The sequence below is a fragment of the Sorangium sp. So ce302 genome, assembly GCF_051530145.1.
In the GTDB taxonomy this organism is placed as follows: domain Bacteria; phylum Myxococcota_A; class Polyangia; order Polyangiales; family Polyangiaceae; genus Sorangium; species Sorangium cellulosum_B.
The window spans coordinates 3,182,501-3,203,987 of record NZ_CP150326.1; the positions used below are offsets into that span (position 1 = coordinate 3,182,501).

Consider the following 21,487-nt stretch of genomic DNA (forward strand, 5'->3'; position numbering starts at 1 on the left):
CTTAACTGTGAGACCGACAGGTCGAACAGGTGCGAAAGCAGGCGTTAGTGATCCGGTGGTTCTGTATGGAAGGGCCATCGCTCATCGGATAAAAGGTACTCTGGGGATAACAGGCTGATCGCGCCTGAGAGTTCATATCGGCGGCGCGGTTTGGCACCTCGATGTCGGCCCATCGCATCCTGGGGCTGGAGCAGGTCCCAAGGGTTCGGCTGTTCGCCGATTAAAGCGGTACGCGAGCTGGGTTTAAAACGTCGTGAGACAGTTTGGTCCCTATCTGCCGTGGGCGTAGGACACTTGAGAGGAGCTGCCCATAGTACGAGAGGACCTGGGTGGACGTACCTCTGGTGTTCCGGTTGTCCTGCCAAGGGCATAGCCGGGTAGCCATGTACGGAACGGATAACCGCTGAAAGCATCTAAGCGGGAAGCCGGCCTCAAGACTAGGTGTCCCGGGCCGCAAGGCCCCTAAAGACCCCTCGTAGACCACGAGGTTGATAGGCCGGGTGTGGAAGCCGAGCAATCGGCGGAGCTAACCGGTACTAATAGGTCGTGCGGCTTGACCTTGCTCCATGGAACGTGACGAGCCTCGCGCCCGGTGCTCGGGTGTGAGCGGCGCGTCGCAGCGTGCGAGAGACGCTTCAGAAGAGAGCCTGCATGGCGGACGTCATGCGGGCTTTTCTGCTTTTGTCTTCGCCTCGCGGAGCTGGGCCTCGCTGGGCTCACCGGCCGGGCCGCCCGGGGGGCCTCGTTCTTCGCGCGGCGTGGGGGGCCTCGGTGAGCTGACCGGTCCCGCGCGAAGGACTGGGGCCCGGGTCCGAGGCGCGCCACGGCGCCGAACGCGGCCGCGCGCCGCCTCGTGCTGCGCGGGGCAAGTTTTCCACGCCGGTTCCGGATGTACGGCGCGCTGCAGGTGCGACTATGGTCGCCGCATGCGACCTCTGAGGCAGTGGCCCACGGAGACGGCGCAACGCGTCGATCCGCAAAGGGAATCCGAGCGCCGCGAGCCTCCCCACGGCGCTCGCCTCGGTGACGCGAACCCGTCGGCGGAAGCAGGGCTTCCGGCCGGAACCATGTAGTCGAGGCGCCAAGCACGATGACGACGCACGTAGAAACCACGCTGCCGGAGGAGCAGCGAGCCGAACCGTCCGCTGATGCATCGGCAGGGCAGGGCGCGGCGGCGGAAGAGGTCGTGGAGCGCTCTCCGTCGCTGCCACGGGAGGCGGTGCGCAGGCTCGCCTCGGTCTGCTTCTGGATCACGATGGCGCTCTGCCTCGCGCTGCTGGCATGCAAGACGGTGGTGCGCTTCGACCTGACGACGCTCTGGGACGACGCGTACATGTTCCAGCGGTACGCGCACAACATCCTCGCCGACCACAGCGTCTCGTGGAACCCCAAGGGGCCGCCGTCCTACGGGCTCACCTCGCTCGCCTTCATCGTCGCCGCCGTGCCGTTCCACCTCATCGCCGGCGGCAACACGAGCCTCGCCGCGATGCTTCAGAGCCTCGTCTGGGGTCCCGTGCTGCTCGTCCTGCTCGCCCTGCTCGTCCTGCGGGCGGCCGGCGACGGCAAGGTCGCGCGCCTGTCCTGCTTCACCCTCGTCGCGTTCTGCGCCGCCCGGTCCACGCTGACCGACCACTTCGTGAGCGGCATGGACACGTCGTTCGGCCTCTGCTTCCTCACCGCGTACCTGCTCCTCACGCTGCGGCTGCTCGGCGCGGCCCGGGTCGCCGGCGGCGTGGCGCTCGGCGCGTTCGGCGGGCTCGCCTTCTCGGTGCGGCCAGAGCTCACGGCCTACGCCGTCCTCGTCCCGCTCGCGCTCGTCGCGCTCGAGCGCGACCGCGACCGCCGGCGCTTCGGGCTCGCCGCCCTCGCCGCGACGGCGGGCGTCCTCGCCCTCCACCTCGCGGCCGCCAAGCTGTACTTCGGCTCGCCCCTACCGCTGCCGTTCTATGCCAAGTCGACGAACCTCTACGGATCAGGGATCCTCCGCGCCTACCGCGGGCGTCCGACCATCGATCTCGTCGACTGGATCGAGCTCTTCTGGCCGCTCTTCACCGTCATCGCGCTCGACGTGCTCGTGGGCCTCGGCGCGCGGCAGGCGAGCCCCGGCGCGCCGGCAGGCGAGGGGCGGAGGAGCGGCCCCCGGGCCTTCTGGGCGGAGTCCTCGGCGTTCGACAAAGGGGTCCTCGCCGCGACGCTCCTGTGCCTCGCCTACTCGTGGCTGTTCGTCGTGCCGATCATGGGGTTCTCGCAGCGGTTCTATTACGCGCCGCTGCCAGGCCTCATCTACCTCGCTTGCCGGAGCGCCGCCCGGCTTGCGCGGACGCTCTCCGACTCGGTCGGCCAGCCCGCGCCGGCCGCCCTGCCCCTGGCCGGCGTGGCCGCGCTGGCGATCCTCTGGCTCCAGCTGTCGACTCCCCTCGCCGCGGCAGGCAGGGACCTCGCCGGCGCCGTCGCGGCGAATCGGCTCGGGCATTTCAACATCGTCAAGCACGGCAACACCTCGGGACCGCAGAAATACTGGTTCGCGATCGATCGCGTCTCGAAGCTCCCCGACGACCTCGTCATCGCCACGACCGAGGTCGGGATGCTCGGCGCGATGAACCTCAAGAAGACGATCATCGACATGGCCGGCCTCAACGACCGGCGCTTCGCGCTCGAGCCGTTCTCCGCGGACAGGTTCTTCGAGGCCTACAAGCCCGATCTCATCTACATGCCACACCCTCATTACGTGCAGATGACCGCGGATCTGACGGCCCACCGCGAGATGTCCCGTTATGTCGTCTACTCGAAGTCGAAGCTCGGGACATCCCAGTTCGGCATCGCCGTCCGGCGCGACAGCCGCTACTTCGATCAATTGCAGCAGATCGTGAAGGAGAAGATGGGCTCGAAATAACGTCGCGCGCCGCGCGGTGCGCGCGGTGGGGGACAGCCCGCCCGCTGGCTGGCGACCGTGCATGCCGCCGACCGTCTCCAGCGAGGCGATCGACGCTCTTCCCGCGATCCGGGGCGTCTGATACCATCGCTCCCGACGGCGGCGCCTGCCGCACTGGAGCATGACGTGAACTGTCCGAAATGCACGGCCTCGATGGATATCGTCACCTTCGGCGGGATCGATGTCGACCGGTGTACGGCGTGCGGCGGGATCTGGTTCGACAGCCGCGAGAAGGAGTCCCTCAAGGCCATGGCGGGCTCCCAGCAGATCGACACCGGCGACCCCTCGGTAGGGCGGAAGAACAACCAGATCCGGCGGGTGCCGTGCCCCCGCTGCTCGACGCCGATGGTGCGCATGGTCGACCCGGAGCAGTCGCACATCTGGTACGAGAACTGCAGCGTCTGCGGCGGCGTCTACTTCGATGCCGGCGAGTTCCGCGATTACAAGGAGCACACGCTGAGCGACTTCTTCCGGGACCTGGTCGCGCGCCCGCGCAGCTGACGGCGTGCCGGCGCCCGGAGCCGCGGACACGGGCTCTCCTCGGCCGTGCAGCTCAGCCTCGAGGAGCCCGCCCGGCTGCCCCCCGGGGCGCGCTCGATCAGGGGGCCTCGCGGCCGGACTCCTCGGCGCCTGAGCCCTCGCGGGCCTCGGGGAACGTCGCCAGGAGCTCGCCGGCGCGGAAGACCCACAGCGTGCCGGGCGTCGCCTTGCGCCAGAGCTCGTCGCGCGTGAGCGGCTCTGTGGCGACGACCGCCATCCGCGCGTCGGGGCCGACGCCGTGGAGGTCGTTGAAATTCACCTTGAGATCCGCGTCCACGAGCGTGGCCTCGCCGAACGGGGCCTGGCGCAGGATGCAGGACAGGTTATCGCCGCAGCGGGCGAAGAGGTGCTCGCCGTCCGCGAACAGGAAGTTGAAGACGCCATCGGCGCCGAGCTCGTTCCCCAGCTCGTACAGCGTGCGCCCCAGCTCCCGCGCGTCGCCCGGGTACCTCTCGCCGTACGCGCTCCGGATCGCCTCGAGGAGGACGCAGAAGGCGTGCTCGCTGTCGGTGTCGCCGACCGGCGTCTCGACGTGGAGCTTCCGATCCCTGACCGTGGGCAAGGTGCCGTTGTGCGCGAACACGATGTGCCGGCGGTGGAGGACCCGCATGAACGGGTGCGTGTTCTTCAGGGCCGCTCCCCCGCGCGTCATCTTGCGCACGTGCGCGATGGCGAGGGCCGTGTGGATCGGGTTCTCGCGGATGAACCGCGCGAGCGGGCTCGAGAAGGCCGGGTGAGGCTCGAGGAACGTGCGCGCGAACAGCCCATCGTACAGCGAGACGCCCCAGCCGTCCGCGTGCGGCCCCGTCTGCCCGCCGCGGAGCGCGAGCCCCGTGAACGAGAACACGATGTCCGTGGGCACGTTCGACACCATGCCAAGCAGCTCACACATGACGGGCACCCTCCCGCGGCGCGCGCGCGCCGTCGACGATCACGAGGCCCGTGACCCCGCCTCCCGCGGAGACGTTGCTGACCTCCGAGGCGGAGAGCCGGACCATGGCGCCCTCCATGCGCGTGGTGAAGGTGGAGAGCGGGCCCTCCACGCCGCGGGCGAAGACGAAGGGGCAAAGGTCGAAATAGACCTGCTCTTCCTCCACGGCGCCGCCGCGGAACGTCGGCATGCGCGCGGTGCGCGGGCGGCGCCGCTCCTGCGCGATGCAGGGCTGGTCCGCGGCGGCCCGGACTGCCTCTCTCCAGGCCGCCGGCGTCGCCGTCCACCCGAGCAGCACGCCTTTGCCGCCGTACTCGTCGTTCGGCTTCAGCACGAAGCTCTCCTGCTCTCCGAGGAGGAGCTCGACGAGATCCACCTCGCGGCCCCGCCAGGCGGCGCGGCCGGCGGTCACCCGGCGCGTCCAGGGGACGTGCTCCGCGATGGCCGCGCGCTGCTCGGGCGTGAACAGGCCCGAGAACATGGGGTTGCTCAGCACGGCGAACGCCGCCTTCTTGTTGAGGGGCCTGATCCGGAACGAGTTCGCCACGTGCGCCGCGCGATCGCAGTAGGCGCGGATCAGGGGGTGATTGAGGCCGCGCCGCGCGACGAGCTCCTGCGTGATCACGCGCCGGTAGACGAGATCGATCCGCTCCCCGCCCGCTCCGAGGCGGCGGCCGTCGTACGTGAGCTCGTCCGGATCGACGATCCTGGTCCGGTGCCCCTCGGCCGAGAACAGGTCGGCGAGCACCCTGAGCTCGGCCGAGGTGTCGACAGTGGCCCAGTCGACGATGGCTATCGCGGGCCGCGCCTCGCGCCCGCCCCACGCGGCGTAGCCCTCGCGCAGGGCGCCGAGGAGCGCCCGGTGCGGCGCCGGCGTGCGCAGGCCACGCCCGTCCCGGAGCGGCGCGAGGTGGGGGAGCGCCATCAGCGTCCGCTCGACGAGGATCTGGTCGGTGAGCCCGGCGGGGGAGTCGGCGTTGTACTCGATGAAGGAGAAGCCGCCGTCGGTGATCAGCATGTCGAGGCGCCCGACCGTGTGGAGCGGCCCCGGACCCGGCACGATGGCCGCGAGGGCGCGCTCGTCCGCGGAGAGCCCGACCTCCTCGGCCAGGAAGTCGTCCCGGATCGCGCGCTGCGCGACCCTCTCCAGCGCGGAGGCGATCTGCTCGGCCGCGCGGGCGATCGCGGCGAGGTCCTGCTCGGCGATGAGGTACGGCCGCAGGTGGCGGCACAGCGGGCGCGCGCCGTGGACCAGCCCGAGCCGCCGCTGGGCCTCGAGGAACGCCTCGAATTGCGCCGCATCCATCGCCCCCGGCGCGGCGAGCCGGGCGTCGAGCTGCTCCGCGAGGGATCTCGTGGCGTCATGGCTCATGGCGACCTCATGTCGCGCCCGCGCGCGGGGTCCCCCAGGCGTGCACGGGCGCGCCGGAGTCGACCTCGGCCATGTAGCGCTCCAGCATCTTTCTCAGCGCCTCCTCGCGCGACGCGGAGCCCATCTCCAGCGCCGAGAGCGCGCGGAGCTGCCATGTGGCGCCGGTGATGCCTCTGGCGACCCGCGCCTCGAAGATCCGGAGATAATGGCGGGCCTCGTCCCCGTCGACGCCCGCGGTCACGAGGCCCTCCTCGACCCGCGGCAAGAGCGAGAGGAGGAGATCGCGCGCCCGGACGCACCTCGGCGCGGCCCCCGGTACGGCGGGCCAGACGAGCTCGGCGTCGAGGCCGTAGTGCGCTGCATGGTAGAAGTTCCTCACGGCGAGCTCGAACGGGAACGACGGCAGGAGCTCTCCGATGGAGGGCGCGAGGGCGAGGATGCCTCCGAGCAGGAAGCTCCCGTTCGCGAGCATGTCATCGAGCGTGGGCCCGGACGGCAAGGCGCGCAGCTCGATCCGCAAGTGGCCGTCGCCGGCCGGATCGTACACCGGTCGATTCCAGTTCCAGACGGTGCCGTGGTGCAGGCGGAGCTCGTGGAGCTGCGGTATCCCGCCGGCCCGCGCGCAGCCGACGACGTCCTCGTCGCCGCACACGGGGAGGATGGGCTCGTGCAGCGCGACGCTCTCCATGAAGAGCTCCGCCGCGCCGTCGCGCACCCAGCCGGTCCCGAAGCCGATGCGGGCCGGCATCTTCCAGTCCGCGCCGGGCGCCGGCGGGCGATCGTCGCCTGCCTGCTTGAACACCGCCACCCGCGTCTCGTGCCACAGCCGGTGGCCGAGGAAGGTGGGCGAGTTGCACGCGGCCGCGAGCGCGGGCGCGGTCATCATCATGGCGGCGTTGAACAGCCGCGCGAAGGCGTCGGGCGTGGCCCGGAGGTGGATCTGAAAGGCGGTGTTCGCCGCCTCCATCGCGGGGTCGTCCGACGTGAGCTCCAGCGGCTCGGCGCCGTCGATCTGGATGTGGAAGGGCGCCCTGCGCAGCCTGCAGAGCCCCGCGGCGAGCGCCCGATACCGGGGCAGGTTCGTGATCGTCGCAGGGCTGAAGTCGCGCCGCTGGAAGGTCGGCAGGATGCTGACCGGGACCACGCGCGCGCCCCGCGCCGCCGCGCGCTCGCGGATCGCCTCGACGGTCGCGCGCATCTGCTCGCGCAGCGCCGAGAGCGGCCTGCCGGCGAGCGGCACCGGCTGGGTGCTGAGCTCGATGTCGAACGCGCCCATCTCCGGCGTGATCATCGGGCTCGCCGCGGCGCGCGCGATCTCCGCCCCGATCGGCACGGGGCGCGCCTCGCGATCGACGAGGAACATCTCGAGCTCGGTGCCGATCGTCGCTTCCCCGTGGCCGAACCCCGGCCGGGCGAGCACCATCTCCAGCGCCGCGAGGTTCTGCTGGAGCCGCGTCTTGAAGAGCCGATAATCGACGGTCTTGAAGTGGTCTTGCTGGATCTCGATGCCCAAGGGACCTCCCGCTGCGATCCCGGCGAGGGCCCGTCCTCCAGCACGGCGAGCGCCGTGGGCTCCAGGAGAGCTCGCCGCCGGGATCGCGATGTTCCCGCGCCCTACGCGCCGCGCAATGCAAGCGCAGGGCCACGGACGGCGGTCTCGACATGAACGAGGCCGGAGACCGCGGCCCGCTGGCGTCGAGCTCGATCGGTGTGGCGCGGATGCAGCCTGTGGCAAAACGCGCCGTGGGCGCTGTGCGAAGGTGTCCCCCGAGTTTCGCGCAGGTGTCGGGGAGGTTTCATCCCGGGCGCCGGCTCATCGGTCGACGTGCGGGACGCGCTCGACGACACACGCGCCCGCCTTGCAGCGAGCGACCGAGTCCTCCTTCGGTGCCATGCACTTGGCGACCGGGCAGCTCTCGGCGGCGCAGCTCGCGGCGCGCCACTTCTGGAGCTCCGCGAGCGCGTCGCGGTGGAACGCCTGGTCGCACGGCGGGCACAGCTGGTCGCAGCACTGCCCGGCCCGCGCGCAGGACACCACGCAGTCGGCGTCGGCCTCGCACCGAGGCTCCGGCGCCGCAGCGCGCGGCTCGCCGCCCGCCGGCGGGGGCTGCGCCGCGGGCGAGGTCTCGGCCGCCGGCGGGGCCTGCGACGCGGGCGGAGCGTCGACCCCCGGCGGGGCCTGCGGCGCGGGTTCCTTGGTACAGCCGGCGAGGCAGGCGAGGCCGGCGAGCACGAGCGAGCGAGAGGGCAGCGAGAGCTTCATGCCGGCCATGATGGCACGGGGCGAGCCCGCGACGCGCGGGGCGAAGGCCGATCCAATTGTTCTTTTTGCGACTTTGTGGCTTTGCGACTTGCGTTGAATTCTCGCTCCGGACCCCTGGCGGGTGGCGCTAGTAGAACGAGAGCGGCTGCCCCGTGGCCTCCACGACGGCCATCCACAGGTCGTCCGTCGGGTCCACCTGCTTGCGCATGCGGACGGCCAGGGGCATCGGCACGTGCACGAAGCGGCCGTGCCACCGGCCGATCAGCATCTCGGTGTTGCCCGCCATGGCCGCGTGGACCGCGTTCCGGGCCATGTTCCAGCAATACACGCTGTCCGACGGGGACGCGGGGACGCTGCGGATATGATAGCTCGGGTCCAGGTACTTCAGCGTCGCCTCGACGCCGCGCGCCCGGAAGTGCGCGTTGATGCGGTCGCGCAGGAAGAGGCCGATGTCCTTCAGCTTGAGGTTGCCGCTGAGATCCGTCGCCATGGGCTCCGCGCTGGAGGTGCAGTGTTCTTGCAGGGCGCCCTCGGCGACGACGATCACGGCGTTGCCGTGACGGGCGAGCCGGCGCTCGAGGTGCGCGAGCAGCCCGCACGGGCCGTCGAGCTCCGCGTGGACCTCGGGGATGAGGACAACGTCCACGTCCGCCGACGCGAGCGCCGCCGCGCACGCGATGAAGCCCGAGTGGCGGCCCATCAGCTTGACGAGCCCGATGCCGTTCTTCGCCCCGGAGGCCTCCACGTGCGCGCTGCGGATGACGTCGACGGCGGCGGCGAAGGCGCTCTCGAAGCCGAAGCTGCGGTCGATGAACTTGATGTCGTTGTCGATGGTCTTGGGCACGCCGACGACCCCGATCGACAGGCGGCGCTCCTCGATGGCCCGGACGAGCGACATCGCGCCGCGGATGGTGCCGTCGCCGCCGACGACGAAGAGGACGCTGATGCCGAGGGCCTCGAGCGTGTCCACCATCTGGTGCGGGTCCTGGTTGCCGCGGGAGGTGCCGAGAACGGTGCCGCCCATGCGGTGGATCTCCTCGACGCTCCGGGGATCCAGGCGCATCGGGGCGTGCCCGAAGCGGGCGACGAGCCCCTCGTAGCCGTAGCGGAAGCCGAAGATCTCCGGCACCCCATAGCTCTGCGCCATCGTGAGCACGAGGCCGCGGATGACGTTGTTGACGCCGGGGCAGAGCCCGCCGCACGTCACGATGCCGGCGCGCACCTCCTTCGGATCCCAGAAGACGCGGTTGCGCGGTCCGGCCAGCTCGAACGCCGGAGGCCGCGCGCCGGAGGCGTCCGCGAGGACGGCGGACAGGCGATCGTTGAACAGCACCTTGTCGGCCTCGCCGACGTACACCGTGGCCTTCTCGCCGAGCTTCTCGGCGACGGGCGAGGGGTGCCGGCAGGGGCCGAGGTCCTTGATGGCGAGGTCGGCAGGGGTCACCACGCGCAATGCCTCCAGGTGGGGAGAACGGCGCCCCTCCGGCGAGCACCGCCGCGGGGACCCTGCCATGATCGGACGGCGCCTGTTTCGGCCGCTTTTCAGGAGCGATAAGCTATCGTAACGCCGCGCGGTTCCATTCCCACCCGAGGCGCAGCGCGCTACGCGCAGCTCCCGTTCCTCGTGAACCAGGCCGCCACCCTGTCCGGTGAAGGACGTCACCGGGGCTGAGCCGATCGGCTTCGAGCGGTTCGCGCAGGACCACGCGGCCGCGCTCCGCTGAGGCGGCGCGCGTCGATCGTCCGGTGCTCTGGATCTAGAATTCAGCCATCAGACCTACCGACGGGTAGACGATGAAGCTGTCGAGATCGAGCGCGACCGCCCGCTGACCGAGCACCGTGAGCTCACCGCTCGAGAAGATCTCCGCCATCGTCAGCTCGAAGCCGAAGAATACGTGTTTATAGCCGAGCGCGACGCCGGCCTGGCCGCCCACGTAGAAGCCGGTGCCGGAGAACGACGCGAGCTCCCGCTCGCCCGGATAGCCGGTGAAGGCGGGCAGGTCCAGGACGAGCGCGGTGTCGAACGTCGTGAACATCAGGCGCGGGCCGCCCCAGACCCGGTACCATGTGCCCGCCGTCCCGATCTGGATCGGCAGGTCGATCTGCCATCGCGTGAAGTCCTCCAGCTCGACGATGCCCAGGACGCTCCCGACGGGGAACTCCATCACGTAGCGCCCGACGCCGGCGCCGGCCGTCAGATCGATGCCGTGCTTGTCGCGCTTCAGGAGCTGGTAGCGGGTGCCCAGGCGGAACGCGCTGCCGGTATATCGGAGGTTGAGCTCCCAGCGATCGAGCGCGGTGTAGCCGATGCCGATGTGCGGGGTGACCGAGGGCGGGTTCAACGCGAGCGCGCCGCCCGCCTCGAAGAGCGCCTGCCGCTCGGCCTCGGACAGCTCCCGTGACTCCGCGGCGTCCGCCAGCACGACGCCGGCGTCCACGAGCGACGCGAGGGTGCCGGTCGGGATCGAGACGTCGAGCCCGAGCTCGGCCTGGACATGGCCTTTCTCGGCCACGTGGGCCGGCTGGAGCGTGGAGAGCGCCGGGGCGCAGCCACAGGTCCACAGGGCGAGCAAGGCGAGGGTGCGCGGAAGCATCGGCAGGTCACGCTATCATGACCGTTCTCTCGAGGCGCGCGTCGACGAGGGCGCGCCGGTCCCCGACACCGGCCTCTATCTGTACGATGACGGCGAGAGCCGCGCGGTGGTGCGGACGGGGACGGTCATCCCAGGTCGGGGCATTCTGACCGGTCGTCGCGCGGCAGGCCGGCTATCACAGGCGTCCAGGCGGGTGGGTCGCTGGCAGGAAAGGATTGCTGACAGGCCTCGTCCACGACATCACCCGCGGGCACGGCCGGCGCGACCCGCGCCGCGGCTCGCCCCGCGCGCTGCTCCCTGGCCGGGCGCGCCTCGCCGCCTGGCTCTCTCGAGCCACTCCGGGTCGTCCGCGCCTGCACGTGTCCCATGGTGCGTCCTCCGCCGGCGGACATTGCGCCTCGCCGCCGCCGTGGCAAGGTCCTGCGCTGCGCTGACGATCTCGGACGACCGAGCAGGTCGCAGCTGGCGGAGGGCCGCGCTCGACGCGACGTGACGGCGCGGCGATCGAGCGAGGCGCTCGCGGGAGGAGCCCACGATGGACAAGGCGAACCAGCCGTTCCGAATCGGGATTTCAGGGTCCTACGGCGGAATGAACCTCGGCGACGAGGCCATCCTCGATGGCATCGTCACGCAGCTCCGGGAGACGACTCCAGCGGAGATCACCGTGTTCTCGCTGTGCCCGGAGGACACGAAGGCGCGCCACAAGGTGGAGCGCGTCGTCCCCGTTCGTGACCTCACCCGAATGGAATCGACCGCCGAGATCGAGCGCCTCGATCTCTTCGTCCTCGGCGGGGGAGGCATCCTGTACGATCGGGACGCGCCGGTCTATCTGAGAGAGGCGCTCATCGCGGAGGAGCGCGGCGTCCCCGTCGTGATCTACGCCGTGAGCGCCGGTCCGCTGTCGGACCCGAGCGCGAAGCAGGCTGTACGGGCGGCGCTGAACGCCGCGGACATCGTCACCGTACGAGACAAGCAGGGACGTCGCCTCCTCGAGGAGGTGGGGGTGAATCGCGAGATTCGTCTCACGGCCGATCCGGCCCTGCTGCTGCGCGAAGAGGCGCTGCCCATCGAGGCCATCCGGGCCGAGGGGGTCGAGTTCGAGCGGCACCTTGTCGGCTTCTCCGTCAGGGAGCCGGGCCCGGCGGCGCCCGACATCGACCCTGACGAGTACTATGGCCTGCTCGCCAACGCCGCCGACTTCGTCGTCGAGCGCCTCGACGCGGACGTCGTGTTCGTGTCCATGGAACGGACGGACGTGCAGCACAGCCACGCGGTCGTCGCCCACATGAAGAACGCCGAGCGGGCAGAGGTCTTGAGGCGCCGGTACACGCCGCAGCAGATCCTCGGCCTCGTCGGGCACCTCGAGTTCGTGGTGGGCATGCGCCTCCACTTCCTGATCTTCTCGGCGCTCCGCGAGACCCCGTTCGTCGCGCTGCCCTACGCGTCCAAGATCGCGGGGTTCATCGAGGACCTCGAGATGGAGACCCCGCCCCTCGGGAGCATCAGCTCCGGGCAGCTCATCGCCAGGCTCGATCGCTCGTGGGACACGCGTCACGAGATCCGCGCGAAGATCCGCCGGCTGCTCCCTGGCCTGAAGGCCAGGGCGAGGGAGAATAACCAGCTCGTCACCGAGCTCCTCGCGCGGCGAGCTCCGGCGGCGCAGCCCGTGCGGAAGAGCGCGTGAGCGCGGGGAGCTGGCGATGGACGTGATCCGGACCGACGTCGCCGTCATCGGCGGAGAGCTCGGCGGCTGCGCGGCTGCGCTCGCGGCGGCCAGGACGGGCCGCCGCGTCGTCCTGACGGAGGAGACTCACTGGCTCGGGGGCCAGCTGACGAACCAGGCGGTCCCTCCGGACGAGCACCCGTGGATCGAGGACATCGGGGCGACCCGGAGCTACCGCGCGCTGCGCCAGGGGATCCGCGAGTATTACCGCAGGCATCTACCGCTCACCGCGTCGGCCAGGGCGCTCCCCGAGCTCAACCCCGGCAACGGCTGGGTCAGCCGCCTGTGCCACGATCCGCGGGTCGCGGTGGCGGTCCTGCACGAGATGATCGCGCCGTATCGGCTCAACGGGCGCCTCGTCGCGATCCATGCTCACCGGCCCATCTCGGCGTGGACGCACGGCGACCGGGTGACCGGCGTCGTGGTCCGAGGGCTGGAATCGGGGCGCGATGTCCTCCTCGTGGCCGACCTCTTCATCGATGCCACGCCTCATGGCGAGCTCCTCTCGCTCGCGGGCGTGGAGCACGTGCTCGGGGCAGAGTCTCGCGCGGAGACCTGCGAGCCGCACGCCCCCGAGCGCGCGGATCCGGGGGCCCAGCAGGCGATCACCGTCTGCTTTGCGATCGAGCACCACCCTGGAGAGGACCATGTCATCGACAGGCCCTGTCAGTACGAGCGCTGGCGCTCGCTCGAGCCGCCCGGCTGGCCGGGTCGGCTGCTGGACTGGACGGCGGTTCGACCCGAGACACACGAGCCCCTGACTCGAGGTCTGTTCGCCGCGGAGGACCGGCATCCCTGGTGGAGCTTCCGGCGGATCCTCGACAGGACGGTCTTCGAAGCGGGGTTCGCGCCGAGCGACATCACCATCGTGAACTGGCCTCAGAACGACTATTGGTTCGGGCCCGTCTGCGGCGTCGACGAGGCGGAGGCCGCGCGGCACCTGGACGCAGCGCGGAACCTCAGCCTGAGCCTTCTGTACTGGATGCAGACCGAGGCGCCTCGCCCGGACGGCGGGGTCGGCTATCCAGGCTTGCGCCTCCGCGGGGACGTGGTCGGCGGCACGGTCGACGGCCTCGCGCCAGCGCCCTACATCCGCGAGTCCCGCCGGATCCGGGCCGAGCTCACGGTGCTCGAGCAGCACATCGCGTATCCGCTCCGGCCCGACGGCCCCGCGACGTTCGAGGAGAGCGTCGGGGTCGGGTGTTATCGCATCGATCTGCACCCGCGCATCGGGGGCGCCGGGTACCTCGATCTCGGCTGCTGGCCGTTCCAGATACCGCTGGGTGCGCTTATTCCAATGCGGGTGGAGAACCTGTTGCCGGGCGGGAAGAACCTTGGCGTCACGCACATCACGAACGGCGCCTACCGGGTCCACCCTGTGGAGTGGAGCGTCGGCGAGGCGGCGGGGCTGCTCGCGACGTTCTGCCTGGAGCGCCGCGTGCTGCCGCGACAGGTGCGCGCCCGCAGCTCGCTCCGCGAAGAGCTCCAGGCGCTCCTGGTCCGCGAGGGCATCGAGCTGGCCTGGCCGGCGCTGAGGCCGGTCTGAGCCAGCGCCGCGCCGCGGCGTGTCGGCGAAACGACCGCGTCACGACGAACGGGGGAGCTTGACGCGGAACGTGGTGCCCTCCTCCAGCGTGCTCGTGACCTGGATGGAGCCTCCGTGCGCGTCGACGATCGATTTGACGATGAAGAGCCCGAGCCCGAGTCCTTTCGAGCGTTGTGGGTCCCGCTGGCTCTGCTCGCCCCGGCGAAACGGATCGAAGAGGACCGGCAGCAGCTCGGGCGGGATCGGGGTCCCGCGGTTCATCACCTCGATCACGACGACATTCTCGTACCCGCGCAGCTCCACCTGCACCGGCTCCTTCGGCGGGCTGTAGTCGACGGCGTTGCCGATCAGGTTCGACATGAGCTGCCCCATCCGGCCCGGATCCCACATGCCTCGCCCGTCGCCGTGGGCCGTGAAGCGGATGGTGTGCTCCGGGTGGGCGAGCTCGAGCTCCTCGACCACGCGCTGGCAAATCGCGCGGAGGTCGACGGGCTCCGGTTCGACCGGAAGACCCCGGTGGGAGCGGATGCGCGTCAGGTCGAGCAGCTCCTCGACCATCCGCACCGCCCTCTCGTTGCTCGCGGCGATGCGCTGGGCGAGCCTCGCCACGGCGGTCGTGACGTCCTCGCGCTTGAGCAGGGCGGCGGTGGCGAACCGGATGGCCGAGAGCGGGTTGCGCAGGTCATGCCCGAGGACCGCGATGAACAGCTCGTGGAGCGCGACGTCACGGCGGAGATCGGCCGAGCTCGCGCGCTCGTACTCGACGGCCGCGGTGATCATCACCTCGTCGATCGCCGAGTGCACGAGCTGGGCCTCCTCGCCGCCGAGCACCACCCCCTCCCGCGCGCACAGGTCCACGATCACGGCGCGAAGGAGGCCGAGCTCGCGCAGCTCCTCCGCGAGGGAGTAGCCCTCGGCGATGCGATGCGAGGCGTGCACCTTGGCGGCCTCCGAGCTGCCGATCTCCGGGCCGCTGGCTCCGTCCGGCGCGCCCGGCTGCGCGAGCTGCGCGAGTGAGTCGAGGAGGTCGTCGAGGAGCTTCGGCGTGTAATCTCTCAAGTCCTCATCGGTGAGCTCACGGGTCGGTGGGATCTTCGGTTCACTCCGCAGGCGCGCTATCCACCGGCGTATGATCTCCTCGCTTCGCTCACGGAGCAGGACCGTGATGCGCGACAACGTGTGGCTCACGTGCGCTCTCCCCCCATCGCCGTTGATGCGCCTCGTCATTCGACGCGGCGCAGTTGGCCATTGTCATGGATCCCGCAAGGCCCCCCAGGAGAAACACGAGCCGGACGGAGCCAGGTAGCCGAGGTGGGAGTCGTCGGCGAAAGACGGCCTCGGCGGCGCTGGGGCTGCCCGCGCCGGCGTGCTCGAAGGCAGGAAGATTCCAGGCAAGGAGGCAGAGGACGCTGCGTCGGTCCCGGCCGCGCGCTCCGCCCTGGCACGCGCGGCGTGCGTGCCCGATACTCCGCGCATGCGCCCCGGGGACCTGTTCGCAGGTCGCTTCGAGCTCGATCGTGTCGCGGGATCCGGGGGAATGGGCGCGGTCTATCGGGCCGTCGACCGCGAGACCGGGGAGCCGGTCGCCCTCAAGGTGGGGCTGCACGCGGAGACCGCGCAGACCGAGCAGACCGAGCAGGCCGAGCGGTTCCGCCGGGAGGCGCGGGTCCTCGCGGGGCTCCACCACCCCGCCATCGCGCGGCACGTCGCCCACGGCGTCACCGCCGAGGGCCGGCAGTACCTGGCGATGGAGTGGCTCGACGGCGAGGATCTCGCGGCGCGGCTCCGGCGGGGGCCGCTGGGCCTCGACGAGAGCCTCGCGCTCGCCGCGCGCGCCGCCGAGGCGCTCGGCGCCGTGCACCTGCGCGGGGTGGTCCACCGGGACGTCAAGCCGGCGAACCTCTTCCTGCCGGGCGGCGACGTCGCGGCGGTGAAGATCCTCGACTTCGGGATCGCGCGGGCCCCCGACGTCACGTTTACGCTGACCAACCCCGACGCCCCGGTGGGGACGCCCGCCTACATGGCGCCGGAGCAGGTCCGCGGCGAGCCCGACATCGACGCGCGCGCCGACCTGTACGCGCTCGGGTGCGTGCTGTTCGAGTGCCTCACCGGGCGGCCGCCGTTCGCAGGGGTGCACGTCGTCGCGCTGCTCACCAAGGTGCTCTTCGAGCAGGCGCCCCGCCTCCGCGAGCTGTGGCCCGGCGCGCCCCCGGCGCTCGACGCGCTCCTCTCGCGCCTCCTGGGCAAGGATCGGCGGCTGCGGCCCGGGGACGCGCGCGCGGTCGGGGCGGAGCTGCGCTCACCGGAGATCCGCGAGGCGAGCGCGGCGCCCCTCTCGCCGTCGGTCGGCCTCACGACGGCCGAGCGGCGGCTGGTCAGCGTGGTGCTGGCGGCGCGCCGGGCCGAGCCGGCGCGGCCGCCGCAGCGCGTGTCCAGCGAGGCGAGCACGGCGCCGGCGCGCGGCCTGACCCATCAGCGCCGCTGGCCGCTCGCCCTCCTCCAGGCGATCCGGAGGACCGCCGACCTGCACGGCGCGCGCGTGGAGCTGCTCCGGGACGGATCGATCGCGGCCCTGCTCACGGGGGCCGAGGCGCCGACGGATCTCGCGGCGAGCGCGGCCCGGTGCGCCCTCTCGCTCAAGGCGCTGCTCCAGGCCTCCGACGTGGCGCTCGCGACGGGCTGGGAGGTCGTGGACGGGACCCAGCCGCTCGGGCCCGTGATCGACCGCGCCGTCGCGAACCTCACGGCCGCGGAGCGGGGCGCAGAGGACGCGCTCCGGCCGATCGCGATCGACGCGATGACCGCGTCCCTCCTCGGCCCGCGCTTCGAGGTGGCGCACGGCGAGCGCGGGGCGGCGCTGCTCGGCGAGCAGGAGCCGCTGGAGGAGGCGCGCGCGCTGCTCGGCAAGCCGACGCCGTTCGTGGGGCGGAGCAGCGAGCTGCGCTGGCTCGAGCTCCTCTTCGACCAGTGCGCCTCGGAGCCGTGCGCCCAGGCGGCGCTCGTGATCGGGGCGGCCGGCGTGGGTAAGTCGCGGCTCCGCATCGAGCTCGCGCGCAGGATGCGCGGCCGCGAGGCGCCGCCCCAGATCTGGACGGCGCAGGGCGACGCGGTGCGGGCCGGGGCGCCGCTCGGGCTGCTCGCCCAGGTGGTGCGGCGCGCGGCGCAGATCGCGGAGGGCGAGGCCCAGGAGCGCGGCCGGGAGAAGCTCGCCGCGCGCGTCGCGCGATCCGTGGACGCCGCGGAGCAGGCGCGCGTGACGGAGTTCCTGGGCGAGGTGATCGGCGCGCCGTTCCCGGACGCGGATCGGCGCGAGCTGCGCGCCGCGCGGCAGAACCCGATGCTCATGGCCGACCAGGTGCGGCGCGCCTGGCTCACCTTCCTGGAGGCGGAGTGCCGCGCCGGGCCGGTGCTCCTGGTGCTCGAGGACCTGCACTGGGGCGACCTGCCGACCGTGCAGCTCGTGGACGCGGCGCTCGGGCAGCTCCGGTCGAGCCCGCTCCTGGTGCTGGGGCTCGGGCGGCCCGACGTGGACGAGGTGTTCCCGGGGCTGTGGGCCGAGCGGGGCGCGACCGCGATGCGGCTCGGGGCGCTGCCGGCCCTCGCCTGCGAGCGGCTGGTGCGCGCGGCGCTCGGGGAGCAGGCGCCCACGGAGCAGGTGGAGGGGCTCGTCCGGCGCGCGGCGGGGCACCCGTTCCTGCTGGAGGAGATGCTGCGCGTGGCGGCCGAGGGCGCCGGGGGCGCCGAGGGCCGCGACGCGGGCGAGGCGCCCGAGACCGCGCTCGCCATGGTGCAGGCGCGCCTCGAGGGGCTCGATCTGGAGGCGCGCCGGGCGCTGCGCGCCGGGAGCTTGCTGGGCGAGGTGTTCTGGTGGGGCGCGGTCGCCCGGTTGCTCGGGGTGGACCGGGACGACGCCGCGCTCGCGGGCTGCCTCCTCGCGCTGGAGCAGCAGGAGTGGATCGCGCGGCGGCCCGCGTCCCGGTTCCCGGGCGAGGTGGAGTACGCGTTCCGGCACGGGCTCGTGCGCGACGCGGCGTACGGGATGCTCACCGAGGCGGATCAGCGGCTCGGGCACAGGCTCACCTCCGAGTGGCTGGAGCACGCCGGGGAGCGGGACGCGCTCGTCCTGGCCGGGCACTGCGAGCGCGGCGGCGAACCCGAGCGGGCCGTGCGGTGGCTCTGCGCCGCGGCGGAGGAGGCGCTCCGCGGCAACGACCTCGCGGCCGCGCTCGCGCGCGCGGAGCGGGGTGTGGCCTCCGGGGCCAGCGGGCGGGATCTCGGCGCGCTGCGCCTGGTCCAGGCCGAGGCGCACCTGTGGCGCGGCGAGCTGTCGGCCACCGTGGCGCGCGCGACGGAGGCGGTCGCGCTGATCGAGCCGGGGTCGGGCGCATGGTACCGCGCGCTCACCGCGGCGCTGATCGGCGCCAGCAAGCAGGGCGCCGTCGATCGCGCCGGGGCGTGGGCCGCGCGGCTCGCGGCGACGGCGCCCGCCGAGGGGGCGCTGAGCGCGGTGGTGCTCTGCCTCTCCTGGTGCGCGGCGGAGCTCATGCTCGCCAACCAGCACGCGACCGCCGACGCGCTGCTCGAGCAGAGCCTGCGCCTCGCGGGGGATCCTCCGGCCGTCGACGACGAGGCGGTCGGTGGGCTGCACCAGAGCGTCGCGTTCCGTGCCGCGCTCGCGGGTGATCACGCCGCCGCGGTGGACGCCCTGGAGGTGGCGGTCGGGGCGTTCGGGCGCGCCGGCGATCGCCGGCAGGCCTGCTCTGTCCAGCTGAACATGGGCTTCATCCTCACCGAGCTCGGCGCGCTCGAGCGCGCGGAGCAGCTGCTGCGCGCGGCCGTCGCCCAGGCGACACGGATGGATGTGCGCGAGGTGCTCGCGACCGCGTGGCAGAACCTGGGGCACGCCCTCCTCCAGGCGGGCCAGATCGACGAGGCCCGCGCGCTGCTCGAGCAGGCCATCGACGCGTCGCGCCGGCAGGGCAACCGGCGCATGGAGGGGCTCTCGCGCGCGTACCTCGCCCGGGCGGCGCTGCTCTCGGGCGACGGCGAGGCCGCCGCGCGCGAGGCGGGCGCGGCGGCGGCGCTGCTCGACGTGGCGCCGCTCCTGCGCGCGGTGGCGCTGGCCATCCTCGCGCGCGCCCGGATGGGAGGGGGGCCCGAGGGGGCGGCCGAGGCGCTTGTCCACGCGCAGGAGGCGTTCCGCCTCATCGAGGACGCGGGGATGGCCGAGGAGGGAGAGTCGCTGATCCGCCTGACCTACGCCGAGGCCCTGCGCGCCGCCGGCGAGCGCGAGCGCGCCGCGCAGATCATCGAGGCGGCGCGCTCGCGGCTCCTCGAGCGCGCCGCGAAGATCGGCAGGCCGGCGTTGCGGCAGAGCTTCCTGGAGAGCATCCCCGAGAACGCCCGGGCGCTCGCGCTCGCCGAGGCGTGGGCTCTGGAGCGCCAGGGGGCTGTCGCCTGAGCGCCGCGTTACCCAGGGGCCCCGTGGGTCAGCCCCGCTCGAGCGGGTCACACTTGCCGGCAAAGTAGAAATCGAGCTCGGTCAGCCCGTCGCTCTTGTGGGTCCAGAGCTCGATGCGCACCTCGCGCTTCCACAGCGTGAGCTCGGGGTGGTGGTTCTCCGCCTCGGCCAAGGCGCAGACGCGGTGGACGAAGGCGAGCGCGGCCCTGGGATCGGCGAACCGATACGTCTTGGAGAGGCGGCTCTCCGCGAGCGCCCAGCCGCCGAGCTGCTTCAGGCGCTCGGCCACCTTCTCCGGGGAGAGCAGCGCAACCCCGCCGTGGGTGCGGCAGCTCTTGTCCGGGGCGGCTCTACCGACTTCTTCGAGACGCATGATCGACCCTCCGTGATGGCTCGAGGAGCGGAGCGCTTCACCCGCCGCGGGTGTGCATCTCCAGGTGCGCGTCGCGCTTCAGCTGGATGGCCGGGAGCAGCGCGCCGCGTGATCGGTCGGCGAGGCGGGCCTCGGCGCCGCGGTCGGAGCGAGCGCCCCACACGCGGGCGACGATGGCCTTCATCTCCTCCAGCGAGGCGCCCTGCCGGAGCGGCTCGCGCAGGTTGATGCCGCGCGCGGCGTAGAGGCACAGGTACCACATCCCATCGGCCGTCAGCCGGCTGCGATTGCAAGCGCTGCAGAACGGCTGTGTCGTCGAGGAGATGACGCCGAACGTCGTCCCATCGGGGAGCGCGAACTGGGCGGCCGGCGCTGCGCCCTCGCTCGGGATCGGCTCCACGCGGCCGTAGCGGCGCGAGAGCGACCTGATGATCTCGGCGCGCGAGAAGACCTTGTCGTACGACCACTGGGTCGCGCCCCCGACGTCCATGTACTCGATGAAGCGGACCTCGGCGGGGATGGTCTTGCCGAGCTCGATGAGATCCGCGAGCTCGTCGTCGTTCACGCCGCGGATCACCACCGTGTCGATCTTGGTGTCGGTGAACCCGGCGGCCGGCACGGAGCGCAGGCCCTCGAGGACCTGGGCGTGGGTCGTGCGGCGGGTGAGCGCCTTGAAGCGCTCGGGGTGGAGCGTGTCGAGGCTGACGGTGATCCGGCGCAGGCCGGCCGCCCGGAGTGCGTGGGCGTGCTCGGCGAGGAGCACGCCGTTCGTGGTCATCGCGATGTCGTGGATCCTGGGCTTGTCGGCGATGAACCGCACGAGCGTCCTCAGATCGCGGCGCAGCAGCGGCTCGCCGCCCGTCAGGCGCACCTTGGCGGCGCCCAGCTCCGCGAAGACGTCGACCAGGAAGCTGATCTCCTCGAACCGGAGGATGTCATCGCGGGGGAGCCAGGCGTACTGTTCCTCCGGCATGCAGTAGGAGCAGCGGAGGTTGCACCGGTCCGTGACCGAGATTCGCAGATCGCCGATCGGCCGGCCGTGCACGTCGACCGTCGACGCCTGGGCCTCCGATCGCCGGGCACCGGCGGCACCTGAGAGCGGCATTGTTGCGAGCATGCCACCTTCCTCCTGCGTCCGCCTGGCTGATCTCACACATCAACGGCAGCGCCGAGCACGCAACGCTGATGGTGTTCCAGGCGCGGACCCGCAAGGACGGCGGCCGAGTTTCCAGCTCACGAAAGGTGAGACTCGACGGAAAACCATCTCCTCCTGGCCACGTTCGACTCGACGGTACCCCGATCGACTCAGCACCCCACATCGGCCGGTCGCTCGCGATGACGCCCGCAGAGATCGGCCTCTTCCGCGCTCGAGCTCGAGCGTGTCCGCTGCCTCAGCGGAGGGGAGGATCGGTCGGGCATCGCGGCGTCGAGCTGCATGGGATGGTACGTTTCAGCCATGGAAAGCACCGTCAACCTGCTCGCCTTCGGAGGCGCGCGCGACATCGTCGGGGCCTCGGAGGTACGCTTCGAGCTGAGCGGCCCCTGCACGGTGGAGGAGTTCATGGGCGAGGTGTGCCGGCGCTATCCGGCGCTCACGCCGCACCGGCGCTCGATCCGCCTCGCCGTCAATGGGACCTACGCCCATGCAGACGAGAAGATCAGCTGCGGCGACGATGTCGCGCTGATCCCGCCGGTCGCCGGCGGCTAGATCGGCTCACGGCGCCGCGGCGCGAGAGCGCAGCGGGAGCCGCG

General features: G+C 71.9%; 15 protein-coding genes and 1 rRNA gene (1 of these 16 only partly in view). 7 read left to right on the top strand and 9 right to left on the bottom strand.

Features of this window, described 5'->3' with window-relative positions:
- The 3 genes from WME73_RS12485 to WME73_RS12495 form a co-directional block, all read left to right on the top strand.
- Positions 1 to 561: ribosomal RNA gene (locus tag WME73_RS12485) — 23S ribosomal RNA — on the top strand (it extends 2,446 nt beyond the left edge of the window).
- Between the two features lie 529 nt (positions 562 to 1,090).
- Positions 1,091 to 2,893, top strand: coding sequence for a hypothetical protein (locus tag WME73_RS12490; RefSeq protein WP_437915845.1), 1,803 nt, complete (start codon positions 1,091 to 1,093; stop codon positions 2,891 to 2,893).
- A gap of 165 nt (positions 2,894 to 3,058) precedes the next feature.
- Positions 3,059 to 3,433: a zf-TFIIB domain-containing protein gene (locus WME73_RS12495; RefSeq protein WP_437745689.1), complete on the top strand. Its 375-nt coding sequence runs from the start codon at positions 3,059 to 3,061 to the stop codon at positions 3,431 to 3,433.
- Positions 3,434 to 3,530: 97 nt separating this feature from the next.
- Here the strand turns inward: WME73_RS12495 and WME73_RS12500 are convergent, their stop codons facing one another.
- From WME73_RS12500 to WME73_RS12525, 6 genes are all read right to left on the bottom strand, one after another.
- Positions 3,531 to 4,364, bottom strand: a complete 834-nt coding sequence (locus WME73_RS12500; protein ID WP_437745690.1) for a class II glutamine amidotransferase — start codon at positions 4,362 to 4,364, stop codon at positions 3,531 to 3,533.
- Positions 4,357 to 5,775, bottom strand: coding sequence for a hypothetical protein (locus WME73_RS12505; protein ID WP_437915846.1), 1,419 nt, complete (start codon positions 5,773 to 5,775; stop codon positions 4,357 to 4,359). The genes WME73_RS12500 and WME73_RS12505 overlap by 8 nt, the downstream gene beginning before the upstream one ends.
- A 7-nt stretch (positions 5,776 to 5,782) precedes the next feature.
- Positions 5,783 to 7,288, bottom strand: coding sequence for a hypothetical protein (locus WME73_RS12510; protein ID WP_437745692.1), 1,506 nt, complete (start codon positions 7,286 to 7,288; stop codon positions 5,783 to 5,785).
- A 300-nt stretch (positions 7,289 to 7,588) separates the two neighbouring features.
- Positions 7,589 to 8,047 (bottom strand): hypothetical protein, encoded by a 459-nt coding sequence (locus tag WME73_RS12515; protein WP_437915847.1) that lies wholly within the window; start codon positions 8,045 to 8,047, stop codon positions 7,589 to 7,591.
- Between the two features lie 118 nt (positions 8,048 to 8,165).
- Positions 8,166 to 9,485, bottom strand: a complete 1,320-nt coding sequence (locus WME73_RS12520; RefSeq protein ID WP_437745694.1) for an ATP-dependent 6-phosphofructokinase — start codon at positions 9,483 to 9,485, stop codon at positions 8,166 to 8,168.
- A gap of 310 nt (positions 9,486 to 9,795) precedes the next feature.
- The gene (locus WME73_RS12525) at positions 9,796 to 10,632 is read right to left on the bottom strand and encodes a hypothetical protein (RefSeq protein WP_437915848.1); all 837 of its coding nucleotides are present in this window, start codon (positions 10,630 to 10,632) and stop codon (positions 9,796 to 9,798) included.
- Positions 10,633 to 11,167: 535 nt separating this feature from the next.
- Between WME73_RS12525 and WME73_RS12530 the strand changes: the two genes are divergently transcribed.
- On the top strand, positions 11,168 to 12,316 hold the full coding sequence (locus WME73_RS12530) for a polysaccharide pyruvyl transferase family protein (protein ID WP_437745696.1): 1,149 nt from the start codon (positions 11,168 to 11,170) through the stop codon (positions 12,314 to 12,316).
- 16 nt (positions 12,317 to 12,332) lie between these two features.
- Positions 12,333 to 13,901: an FAD-dependent oxidoreductase gene (locus WME73_RS12535; protein ID WP_437915849.1), complete on the top strand. Its 1,569-nt coding sequence runs from the start codon at positions 12,333 to 12,335 to the stop codon at positions 13,899 to 13,901.
- A gap of 39 nt (positions 13,902 to 13,940) precedes the next feature.
- Here the strand turns inward: WME73_RS12535 and WME73_RS12540 are convergent, their stop codons facing one another.
- Positions 13,941 to 15,089, bottom strand: coding sequence for a sensor histidine kinase (locus WME73_RS12540; protein WP_437745698.1), 1,149 nt, complete (start codon positions 15,087 to 15,089; stop codon positions 13,941 to 13,943).
- Between the two features lie 286 nt (positions 15,090 to 15,375).
- Between WME73_RS12540 and WME73_RS12545 the strand changes: the two genes are divergently transcribed.
- Positions 15,376 to 19,362, top strand: coding sequence for a serine/threonine-protein kinase (locus tag WME73_RS12545; RefSeq protein ID WP_437915850.1), 3,987 nt, complete (start codon positions 15,376 to 15,378; stop codon positions 19,360 to 19,362).
- 28 nt (positions 19,363 to 19,390) lie between these two features.
- Here the strand turns inward: WME73_RS12545 and WME73_RS12550 are convergent, their stop codons facing one another.
- Together WME73_RS12550 and moaA are read right to left on the bottom strand one after the other, a co-directional pair.
- Entirely contained in the window at positions 19,391 to 19,735 is a 345-nt protein-coding gene (locus tag WME73_RS12550) for a 4a-hydroxytetrahydrobiopterin dehydratase (protein ID WP_437745700.1), read from the bottom strand.
- A gap of 37 nt (positions 19,736 to 19,772) precedes the next feature.
- Positions 19,773 to 20,840 (bottom strand): GTP 3',8-cyclase MoaA, encoded by a 1,068-nt coding sequence (gene moaA, locus WME73_RS12555; RefSeq protein ID WP_437915851.1) that lies wholly within the window; start codon positions 20,838 to 20,840, stop codon positions 19,773 to 19,775.
- A gap of 351 nt (positions 20,841 to 21,191) precedes the next feature.
- Here moaA and WME73_RS12560 point away from each other — a divergent pair, with 351 nt between their 5' ends.
- Positions 21,192 to 21,443 carry a MoaD/ThiS family protein gene (locus tag WME73_RS12560; RefSeq protein WP_437915852.1) on the top strand — a complete coding sequence of 84 codons (252 nt, stop codon included), beginning with the start codon at positions 21,192 to 21,194 and terminating at the stop codon, positions 21,441 to 21,443.
- Positions 21,444 to 21,487 lie beyond the last annotated feature (44 nt).